Source organism: Clostridioides sp. ES-S-0049-02 (assembly GCF_020658465.1).
Taxonomy (GTDB): Bacteria; Bacillota; Clostridia; order Peptostreptococcales; family Peptostreptococcaceae; genus Clostridioides.
Genome location: NZ_JACVWG010000002.1, coordinates 198,101 through 210,859 on the forward strand (window position 1 = coordinate 198,101; position 12,759 = coordinate 210,859).

Genomic DNA, 12,759 nt, shown 5'->3' on the forward strand with positions numbered 1-12,759 from the left:
TGTAATGAAGGTCATAAATGAATGTAGGATAGACTTTCAATATAGATTATCATCTAAAAGTCCTGTAATAGTAAAGACTATCTGTAGTAATGTAGTTTCTACTGATATAGTAAAGGATATATTAAAGATAGAAAAATATGTAGATAAGAAACATTCATATTCTTTTGATATAATAACATATACAGTTTGCATTTCAAATGTTAGTAAGTATATTGTAACTAATGCATTTTTTCAAGATAAAATTCCAACAGGGACAAAATTTATAAATAACTCAGTAACTATAAATAGTATAAAGAAATATTTCATAAATCCAGAAAAAGGGTTTAGTTTGTATGATATTAATTCAGGAAAATGCATAATAATAACATTTAAAGTTATAGTATTACCTCATTATCTATGTAATACAATAAAAAATTGCTCCACTATAGAACATGACTATATTTACAATATTGAGATGTCTCCCACTAGAGTAGTAATGAAAAGTAATAAAGTGAACACACATGTTGAAAATAAAGTATTTAAATCATTACAAGTGGATAACAATGTAAAAATATCTCAGAAAATAGATAAAATAATCGATATAAAAGTAAAAGTAAATATACTAGAAACAAAGATTGTCAACACTCCTGCTAATGATGTATATAGAAAACAAAATTCTGATGTATGCACCTTTATTATTTTAGGTAACATAGAATACGAAATAAATTATAAAACAAAATGTAAAAAAACTAATAGAAAAAACAAAAACCAAAAAATGAAAACTAAAGTAAGTGTTTTTGGATTTTCTTGTAACATGCTTGTACCTATTGGTATTACCTATTTAAATAAAGATAATATAAAAATAAATATTGAAAATACATCAACAAGCCAAATTTATAAAGGTAAATTGTTTGTTAGCTCAAATATATTACTATATTATTAAAACCATCGAATATTATCAAGTATAATCGATGGTTTTTTATAATAAAGAAATAAACTGTATAGTATTTATAAATACTCATGATAGAAGATATTTTTATTTTTAACTAGGATCTATATTTAAAACTGTCTTACTTGGATATGGATTAGTTTGTGATGTAACAGTAATATAAAAATCATACCTAACACCTAATGGTTGATTAGAAGGAATGACCGCATCTAGTTCTATTAATTTGCTACTATTAGGAGGTAAATTTGTTAATTGAGGTAAAGTTGCTTGATAAAATGTATTAGTAGCTACATCAGTTATTTTTGTACCATTAATGTACAGTGTATAAGAAATAGCTACTTTTTGTATAGTTATTGAATAACTGTCATAGCCTCCGCCAGTGTTTTTAAAATAATTTAATATCACTGCAGTATTGCCTGCAGGTGTAACAATATATGACGTTGAATCATCTATTCTATTAGCTGGATTTGGCAATAATGAAACTCCAGGGACTAAAGAGCAAGTTATAGTGTTACTTTGTTCACCACTATATATTTTAGTAGGCAATATATCATTATAGTAAGAAACAGCAGTTGCCTGAGTAGTCATTGAAGAACCAGAGATTAACATTAATTGAGGTATTACTGTAAAAGTTACATATCCAGACATAGATGGACCTAACTGTGGTATTGAAATAACAACATTTTTTGTAGAACTATTATAGGTTGCATTACAGAATGAAGTTGTATTTATAGAAGTAAATAAGAAATTATTATTTATAGGAATTTGTATAGTACCATTTACTAAATTTACTAAACTGTTATTTTGGAATATAAGTAAAAATTGCATAACAGAATTAGTGCTTATACTAGCAGTTTGGTTATATATAGTAGAAGTAGTTTTATCTGTTGCACTTAATGTCATCACCAAGTTTGGATGATTTACTGTTACAACTAATGTATTAGAAACTGTGGTATAACTACCACCTTGAATTTGTTGATATAGGCATTGTGCAATATTATTTTGTGTAGAAGTTAATGCACCAATACTCTTAGTTGCACTAATTATTCTACAGGTCATGTTGTAAGCTATTGTTTGTGATGATACTCTAGCATCTATTGTTCCTTCAGTAGGTAATGTAACTGTATAAGATGATACTGTTGGTATTATAGATACACCGTTTTTAAATGCAGAACCTACATAAGATTGACCTCCATTTGGAAGAACATCCTTTACATATAGTCCATATGCAATGGTACCTTGAGGAATAGTCATTGTAATTGTGTAGGTTATTAAAGAGCCAACCTTAAATGTAGATGCTACATTACTTTTTGATACTATTATGTTAGCTGAAGAGATTTTAACTGATGCACTTTTATTAAGATTAGAATATTGGTAGTTATCTGAATAATCATCATATTCTTGAGAATATGGATTAGTATTAGTTGCTGTAGTGGTAATACTTACTCCTGGAGCTATGACTGAGCTTATAGTTACACTGTATGTTAAAGTAATAGATTGACCTGGAGCAAGTTTATCAATACTAACAATAATACTATTATCTTCAATTTCAATTTCATCATAACTACCTGTTCCATTAACTATTAAGCTATTTTTCTTAAGAGTAAACCAGTTAGATAAAGTATCATTAAGAGTAAAATTAAATGCATCTGTTTCTGTTCCTAGTGTATTAGTATTTTTTATAGTAACTGCATATGTGTAGATTTCATTAGATTTTATAACGGTTGTGTTAGGACCATTAACAGTCTTAGTTAATTGAATATTAGGAGTGCCTATATTAAAGTTGACTTGCGCACGATTGCTATAGGCATATCCATAGGTATTTATTCCTTTTAGTTTCATTAGATTAGCATTTTGGCCAGAAGAACCCAGTTGCTCTATTTGTACTTTAAAACTAATAGTAGCAGTAGTTAAGCCAGGTATATTTCCATAGAAGAAATCCACTCCATGGGGACTTATTAGTTTAGGTTGAGATACAGGATTATAACCAGTGTAGTTGTAAGTTAAGTTGGTTATAGGATTAGATGATAATGGGAAAAAGTCATCTATATAAACTTGTTTTTGAGTAGCTTGTAATGTAGATGCATTGTAAGTTAATAAATACTCAGCAAAATCTCCAGGAGCTAAAGAATTTATTGTTTTAGAGGTTCCATTTTTATAGTATCCTTTAACAAACTGTTTGGTAATTGTTCCTACATTTATACTTGAAGATACACTAGAATTATCAGTGACTTGAGTTAATGAACCTACAAGAGTACCTGTAATATCAGTAGTTGAAGTAAAAGGATCAGAAGCTACAACAGGTAGATTTATGTTATTTGTATCAAATTTATAGGTATAAAAACTATTAATTTTTGCACTTATTGTTACAGTCTGTGTAGAGTTTTGTGGCATAAAAGCAAAGTTGTAAGTTAGATAATATCCTTTCATTGTAGAACTATTTGCCACTGAAGTTGGATTAATAGAGCTAGATAGATAAAGGATTCCATCAGGTAACAAATAATGAACTAATATATTTTGTATATTGTAATATTGCCCAACCTTATATACATAGGTGTAAGTTACTGTATTTTGTATATCAACTATAGATTTACTTGTAGAAGTAGCTATTATCAAATCCATTGCTGAAAAACTAGTAGTACTGCTAGAACTGGCTGTTACTTGAGGGTTTGCTGATACCATACTAATGTACATATTCAATGTAGTACCATGAACAATATAATTTCCTTGATTACTGTTATATTGATTCCATATTGCAAAATTAAAATTTAAGGTAGTATTGCTACTTACTGAAAGATTTACATTACTATAATAAAGTTGAGTATACATTTTATTATTAATACTAACCAAGTTAATAGTAGGAGTTGTAAATTGTGATGCATCAGTACCTAAAGTAGTAATATTTCCTATATATCTAATTCCATCATCTAATAGTATTGTTATATTAACTAAAGATGAAGAATCTGAATTATTATAAAACTTGCAAGTAGCAGTGTTAACTTGAGTATAATCATTTAAAGTGAGTAGGCTACCTGCACCTTTTAATACTTTTCCAGGGGTAGTAATAGTACTATTAAACATTATTGTTTGAAAAGACATAGCTATACTATTAGTAATTACTACATCACCTATATCATAGCTCCCTCTAGGCATAGTATCTGCTTGACAAGATACACTTATTCCAGAAAATATATATCCAAATGGTATTACAGTTCCATTTTTAAATTTAGTATTACACTTAACAGTGATACTAAAAGTGAAATTTACCTCCATAGGTGCAAGGTCTTTCATATTAACCCAAGAATATGTGATGCTATTATCAGCATTTGTTATACTAGATGTTTGTGAAAAAGTAGATGTCGAAAGGACTAGACCATCAGGTATTGTAATAGTAAGGCCTAGATTATAAAATCTTTGCACAGTGCTGAGATTTTGTATAGTAATACTAAAAGTAGAAGTATTTCCTATTATTATAGGAATCTTTTGAGTATTACTTACAATAATATTTAACATGTTTGAGTCCATTAAATCACTCCTTTAAGTTTATTAATAAATTATATTCAAAATAAATATACATATTTCGATAAAAAAATATTTGTTTTAATTAAAAATTTAATTTTTAGGAACTAAAAAATTACTACTTTAATATAATATACAGTAATTCTTAAAAATGATAATGCAAAATTAAAAATATTCTTTGCAAGGAGGTAAACATGTCACTAACACCACGTTTTAAGGCAATAGATAAAGCTATTTTAGTGGGTACAGGAAACAGTTTAGTTGTATGTGGTAGTAGTACAGCTTTAACAGTAAGTACATCTGATTTAATTATGCCTAATGGAACAACAACAAGAGATTGGACTAAAGCAGGAAGTTCTGCAAATTTAAATATATTATCAAACAGTAAAGTATTATATGCAGAGCTTGTTTGGTATTCTACAGTGACTAGTAGTGTATCAGGGGCACAAAGTGTTAGCAGTATTCAAGATAGCGCAATAACTTTTACAACTCCACAAGGAATATATTCCATAATACCTAAGTATATGGATACTTATAATGGGCCAACAGGAAATGTTGATAGATACAGAGCTGCAGATGTAACAACATATGTTCAGGCAGCACTATCAGGAAGTTATACAGTATCAAATGTACCAATAAGTGTACCCTCTACAGGTCTAAGTAATACAAGAGCAGGATGGACATTAACAGTAATATATAGAAATGATTTATTTAAACCTCAAATGATTCTTTATAACTCTGGCATATCAGTAGCAACTATTAATACACCATTACAAATGACGATGTCTGGATATACAACTAGTACAGATCCATCAATGTTAAAAGGCAATATGTTTATTGCTTGTGCAAATGGTTCTCCACTTGATGGAAATGAATATGTAGAAGTAGGACCATCTTTTGCTCAATTAAGTAATGTTGGTAACTCAGTTTTTTCACCAAATACTAATCCTGGGACATCACCAAATAATCCAGAAAATAATTTCTTTAGTGGAGTAATAAATGTAGCAGACCCTACAAGCTCTAGTAATGGTTTACTAAATATTTCAGGAACTAATGCAACTAATAACAATGATGGGTTTGTACCTACACAACTTGTAGGAGCAAGAAATAAATGGGATATTGTAGATGTAGATATTTCAAATACATTAATTACAAATCAATCATTATTAGCTACTCAAATAACTGAAAGTGTATCTGGAGATGGAGTACAAATAGTAGCTTTTGGTACTCAAGTATTTGCTCAAGCACCTGATATTACAGCTTATTTGGAGCTATATGATATAGACGGTGATGGAGAATATAACACTGAGGTTGGAGAACAATTAGTATTTTCAGTTCAAATAAAAAATAATGGAAGTATTATTGCTAACAATGTTATATTATCTACAACTTTAGACCCATCAGTTAGCTTTGTTCAAAACTCAGTTATAGTAAACAATCAAACTATTCAAGGTGGAGATATTACAAAAGGTGTAAATATAGGAAGTATTCCAGCTTATGGGACTGCTAATGTTACTTTTACAGTTAAATCAAATTCATTGCCTGCAACACCAGGCAATTTGATATATGATACTGTAAATTATAGTTACCAATTTACATCAGGTCAAAATACTATTACAAACAATGCAAATACAAATACTGTTCAAATAATGGTTCAAGAAGCTCTTTTAAATATATCAAAATCAGCTTCAGCAAGTACTGCAAATGTTGGAGATACTGTAACATATACAATAAATATAACTAATACAGGTAACATAGCTGCAACAAATATATTACTCCAAGATAAAATTAATCGATATTCTTCCTTTGTTACTGGAAGTGTAACAATAGATGGTATAACAGATATAACAGATGACCCAACAGTAGGTATATCTTTACAAGATTTAGCGCCAGGAAGTAGCACACAAATATTATTTCAATCAAAAATAAATTCATTACCGCCATCAACAAATATAGATAATTATTCATGTGTAAGTTTTGGGTATATGTATAATCAATATGGTTATATAAGAAAAAAGACTATATTTAGTAATCATACTAGTATACAAGTGGGATATATAGATGTAATAGGTGAAAGATGTAATAATAATAATTATCCTAATATTGGCGATACAGTAACTTATACTTTAAGCTTAAGTAATGTAGGAAATCAACCAGCTTCTAAATTTCAAATATCTGAGCCAACAATACCTGGAACTACATTTGTAAGTGACAGTGTTCAAATAAATGGAGTAGCTCAATCAGGGTTAAATCCTTTTACTGGATTTGTATTACCAAATCCTATAAATTCTCAAGCAACTACAAATATTAGCTATCAAGTTACTGTAACACAACTTAATCCAGCAAATACAATACAAAATATAGCTCAAGTTCCATTTAAGTATCAAATAACACCTACATCTAGTGTGGTAACTACAGAGCAAGATTCTAATATAGTTGATACTATAGCTAATTATGTATGTATGAATATTGTTGAAAGTGTGGATAAAGCCTATGCAATAATAGGTGATACATTATATTACACTGTAAATATTACTAATAATGGTAATATTAATGCAACTAGTACTATGTTTTTATCAAATATTCAATCAGGCACAACTCTTATACCTGGAACGGTTACAATTAATGGTGTGTCATATTCATCATATAATCCAAATCAAGGATTTCTTCTTGGAACAATATGTGCAAGTGATACCATAGAAGTAACATACCAAGTTAAGGTTAATTCAGTTCCTACTCCAAACATTGTATATAATCAAAGTGCTTTAGTATATAGCTATCAACCAGACCCTAACAATAGTGAACTAAATGGATCTATATATAGTAATACTGTACAAACAACAGTAAATCAAGTGGCTTATACAATTACAAAAACTGTAAATAAACACTATGCTCAGCTAGGGGATTCATTGGTTTATACAACGACTATTCAAAACACAGGAACAGTATCTTTAACAAATGTTGTATTTGCAGACTATATAGGTGTTTACATGAACTTATATCCAGAGACTGTATATATTAATGGAGTAAATTATCCATCATATAATCCGACTCAATCATTCCCTGTAGGAGATATTCATCCTGGTGATACTGTAATAGTTGTATTTGCGACTACAATAGTTGTAAATCTACCTGTTGGATATATACCAAACTATTCAGAAGCGATAATAAACTATCAGGTAAATCCAACTTCGCCAGAAGTTACTAAGACTATATACTCTAATACAGTTGTAACCTATGATCCTGTAGGTTCACTAAGTTTAACAAAGAGTGTAGATAAAGCATATGCAACAGTAGGAGATACCTTAACTTACTCATTTACAGCTACAAATAATGGTACTGCTATTATATCTAATGCAACCTTTACAGATACTCTTCAACAAGAAGCAACTTTAGTAGCAGGTAGTGTAGTAGTGAATGGAGTATCAAAATCAAATTATGATCCAACACAAGGTTTCTCATTAGGGGTTATGAATGTTGGGCAAACAATAACTATTAGTTTCAAAGTGACTGTAAATAATACACCTTCACCAAATGTTATAAAAAATAGTGCAACAGCATCTTATAGTTATTATATAGATCCATCACAACAACCAGTAACTAACAATATAACAAGTAATACTGTTACTACAACAATCAATTCTTATTCAGCAACAATAACAAAAATAGTAGATAAATCTTATGCAATGCTAGGAAATACATTAACTTATACTGTTACAGCAAATAATACAGGAACAGTACCTTTAACAAATGTTAATTTGGTAGATATTATTGAAAATGGAGCTACATTTGTACCTGGTTCAGTTGCAGTAAATGGTGTAAGTACAGGATATTCAAATGTTAATCCTAACAATGGATTTACTATACCGAATATAAGCCCAGGTGGTAGCACTATTGTAACCTTCCAAGTTACAATAACTAGTATTCCAACACCACCACAAATAAACAATACTGCTAGTATGAACTTCCAATACCAATTAGGCCCTACAGGTCAATATATTAGTGGAAGTTTAACAAGTAATACAGTTACTACAAATATTGTAACTATGTCTGTTACTAATACAAAGACTGCAGATAAAAGTTATGCAACCTTAAATGATACAATAACTTATACTTCAGTAATAACTAATAATGGCAATGAAAGTATTGCAAATACAACGTTCTTAGATATAATACCAAGTAATACAACTTTTGTAATAGGCTCAGTTATGATAGGCTCAACAGCACAATCATCTTATGACCCAAGTAAAGGGTTTTCATTAGGAACTATTGCAGCTGGAGCATCTGTAACTATAAGTTTCCAAGTAAAAGTAGCTAGTGTACCAGGTAGTGGATATATTACCAATACTTCAAATCTAAGCTATCAATACACTGTTGGAACAGAGAGTATATCTTCTAATACGACAAGTAATGCTACTATAACTTATATTAACTATGGAAATATGGCTGTTACTAAATCAGCAGATAGAACTATTGTAAAATTAAATAACATAATAACTTATACTGTAGTAATAGCTAATGTTGGAAACACAGTATTAAAGAATATTAACTTTACAGATATCATTCAAGTAGAATCATCTTTTGTTTCAGGCTCTGTATATATAAATGGAACTAACATGTCAAGCTATAATCCAAATATAGGATTTAGTTTAAATGATATACAGGTAGGACAACAAACTACAGTAAGGTTTGAGGTAACTGCTAATTCAATACCAACAAATAATGAATTGTTAAATACAGCCACAATAGATTATTCTTACTATGTTAATCCTACTGGTAGTGCAATAAATACAAATGCAAGTTCTAATACAACTACTATTTATGTTTATGATACTATAATGTCAGCAGATAAATCTGTAGATAAATCAATAGCTAAAATAGGAGATACTTTAAACTTTAGTATAACTATTACTAATGATGGTGATGTCAATGCAACAAATGTACAGTTCTTGGATACCTTGGACTCTAATATTAAGTTAGTAGCAAACTCAGTTTATATAGGTACTACTCAACAAACTGGTGCTGACCCAAGTCAAGGGTTCTCTATACCAAACATTGTTCCAGGAACAACTGTAACAGTTAGTTTCCAAGCAACTGTACAGACTAGACCGACAGGCAATATTATCTACAACCATGCTACAATAACTTACGATTATACAAGTGGCGAAACCTATACTGGTGTTCAAATTAAAACTAATACTACACAAACTTATGTTGCAGTAGGTGAATTAACTCTTACAAAATCAGTTAATAAAGCTTATGCTACTGAACCAGATAGCTTAACTTATACAGTAATAGTTAAAAATACAGGCTCTGTAAATGCTACAAGTTTAAACTTTAAGGACTTAGCTCCAGCATCAACAGTATTTAATATAAATTCTGTGGTAGTAGATGGGACACCACAATTAAGCTATGACCCGACAGTAGGATTTAGCTTAACTGATTTAGCGCCTAATCAATACCATACAGTAACATTTAGTGTTAATATAACTTCTATACCTACAAGTGGAGAAGTAGATAATACAGCTTCTACAACTTTTAATTATCAGTTAACACCATCAGATAACCAACAAACAATGACTGCTACTTCTAATACGGTTAAAACATATATACAATTAGGAGTATTAACACTTACTAAATCAGTAGATAAGGCATATGCAACTATAGGAGATACATTAAACTATTCAATAACAATCAATAACACAGGTAATGCAAACTGTACTAATATACTATTTAAAGATATTATACAATCAAATGCTCAGCTTATAAGTGGCTCAGTAGTAGTAAATGGAATATCTCAACCTAATGCTGATACAAATGCAGGATTTAATATACCAGATATTGCTGGATACTCAAGTGCAACAGTAACTTTTTCAGTAAAAGTTAGTACATTGCCATCTACTGATAATATCTACAACACAGCTACAGCAAATTATGGATATTATATAAATCCATCTAATCCACTAGTTACAGTTCAAAGTACAAGTAATACTGTGTCTACAGCAATAAATGTAGGTTCATTATCAGTTACTAAGAATGTAAATAAAGCATATGCTACTATAGGAGATACAGTGGCTTATACAGTTACTATTGTAAATACAGGTAATGTAGTAGCTAACACTGTTAACTTTAGAGATGTGATACCAAGTGGATTGACTTTTATTACTAACTCAGTAAGTATAAATGGAATATCATACTCTGGTTATGACCCATATGCTAGTTTTACATTAGGAAATATTGCTCCTGGTGCTACAGTGGTAGTAAGCTTTAATACTACAGTGACATTATTACCAAATCCATCATTGATTAGCAATACAGCAAATGTTACTTTTTCATATTTAATAAATCCATCAGGATCATATATATACTCTCAAGTTAGCTCTAATACTGTACCCACTCAAATAAATGTAGGATTAATAACTCTAACAAAGAGCGTAGATAAGTCATATGCAACTATGGGTGATGTCTTAACATATACAGTAGTTGTAGCTAATACTGGAAATGTTGATGCTAAAAATGTAAATTTTCTTGATAACTTACAATCAGATGTAACTTTTAATAGTGGAACAGTAACTATAGGAGGAACGCCTTATACAAACTATGACCCAACTCAAGGATTTACTTTGGGTACGATACCAACACTACAATCAGTTACAGTACAATTTACAGTAACTGTAATAAATAATCCGACTCACGATTCTGTAATAAACTATGCTATAGGAACATTTAACTATTATGTAAATCCAAATGGATCTCTTTATAGTAGTTCTTATCAGTCTAATACTACAAGTACAATAATAGTTCAGCCTAGTTTAACTTTAACTAAGAGTGTAGATAAGTTATATGTAACTTTAAACAATACATTAAATTATAGTGTATTAGTTAAAAATACAGGAAATACACCTATATCTAATATATTATTTACAGATTTCTTATCAAATGGAGCAACGTTTGCAAATGGAACTGTAATAATAGATGGTATAAGTTATGCAAACTATAATCCAATAGGAGGATTTACTTTACCGAATAATTTAGTAGCTGGGAATACCTCTTTGGTTCAATTCCAAGTTACAGTAAATAGCACATTACCAACACCACCAATAGTTACCAACTACGCAACATCAAGTGGAAGTTATAATATAGGCTCAAGTCCATATCAAATATCAGCAACATCAAATACTGTAACTACTAATATTAACTTGGGGCAATTAACAAATACTAAGACAGTTGATAAGATGTATGCTAAGGTGGGAGATACAATAACGTATACCTCAACTATAGTAAATAGTGGTAATGTTATTTCAAATAATCTACAATTCTTAGATATATTACAATCATCATTAACTTTTGTTACACAAACTGTAACAATAAATGGAGTAACTTATCCATCACTAGACCCAACCGTTGGATTTTCTTTACCAAATCTGGCTCCAGGTCAAACCGTAATTGTAGGATTTAGTGCTAAGATAAACACTTTACCAACACCACCATATGTAACTAACACTTCACAAGTTCAATTTAGTTACTATATAGATCCTAATGGGGCACCATTGACTTACGCTCAATATAGTAATACAGTAACAACCAATGTAGTATCAGGTAAGATAAATGTAGTGAAAATGGTAGATAAATCAATTGCAACAATTGGAGATATACTAACTTATACAGTAACATTGACAAATGTAGGTAATGTTATAGATAGTAATGTAATGTTCCAAGATACTCCTTCAACTGGCGTAACATTTAATGAAGGAAGTGTAGTTGTAAATGGAGTAACAAATTCATCAGCAGACCCAACAAAAGGATTTAGCCTTGGAAGTATTGGAATAGGTAATGTTGTTATAGTGGTATTTACAGTAATAGTAACTTCAGTTCCTTCTACTAACCAAGTAATAAATCAAGCTGTAATACCATTCCAGTATGTTATTGATCCAAAACAATCATCATACAGTGATACAGCTTATTCTAATGCTGTAGCTACTAATATTGCATATGGCAGTTTAAGTGTAAATAAGTCAGTAGATAAGAAATATGCAACAATAGGAGATATAATAACTTATACTGTTAAAATAGTTAATAATGGTAATATTAATGCTACTAATGTAGTATTTCTAGATCCAACGCCAGCTAACTCAATATTTGTTTTAGGATCAGTAACTATAAATGGAGTAGGAGATAAAACTCTTAACCCATCAGCTGGATTTAACTTAAATATTATGGTTCCTGGCCAAATAATAACGGTTATTTACCAAGTTCAAGTTGTAAATTTATGTTAGTGAAATAAAATAGATTATTTTAGCCCCTTAAAGATA

Annotated in this window: 3 protein-coding genes; 2 read left to right on the forward strand and 1 reads right to left on the reverse strand. The window is 29.8% G+C overall.

What is annotated here, in order from left to right; all coding sequences use genetic code 11:
- The first annotated feature begins 4 nt into the window (after positions 1 to 4).
- Entirely contained in the window at positions 5 to 922 is a 918-nt protein-coding gene (locus IC213_RS07195) for a DUF11 domain-containing protein (protein ID WP_227830934.1), read from the forward strand.
- A gap of 99 nt (positions 923 to 1,021) precedes the next feature.
- Here IC213_RS07195 and IC213_RS07200 read toward each other — a convergent pair whose 3' ends face one another.
- A complete protein-coding gene (locus tag IC213_RS07200; protein ID WP_227862920.1) occupies positions 1,022 to 4,453 on the reverse strand; it encodes an isopeptide-forming domain-containing fimbrial protein in 3,432 nt (1,143 codons plus the stop codon).
- A gap of 188 nt (positions 4,454 to 4,641) precedes the next feature.
- Here IC213_RS07200 and IC213_RS07205 point away from each other — a divergent pair, with 188 nt between their 5' ends.
- The gene (locus IC213_RS07205; RefSeq protein WP_227862921.1) at positions 4,642 to 12,723 is read left to right on the forward strand and encodes a DUF11 domain-containing protein; all 8,082 of its coding nucleotides are present in this window, start codon (positions 4,642 to 4,644) and stop codon (positions 12,721 to 12,723) included.
- Positions 12,724 to 12,759: the final 36 nt, after the last annotated feature.

Coding starts and splice junctions, on each gene's coding strand:
- IC213_RS07195 (WP_227830934.1), top strand. CDS start 5: ATGAAGGTCATAAATGAATGTAGGATAGACTTTCAATATAGATTATCA.
- IC213_RS07200 (WP_227862920.1), bottom strand. CDS start 4,453: ATGGACTCAAACATGTTAAATATTATTGTAAGTAATACTCAAAAGATT.
- IC213_RS07205 (WP_227862921.1), top strand. CDS start 4,642: ATGTCACTAACACCACGTTTTAAGGCAATAGATAAAGCTATTTTAGTG.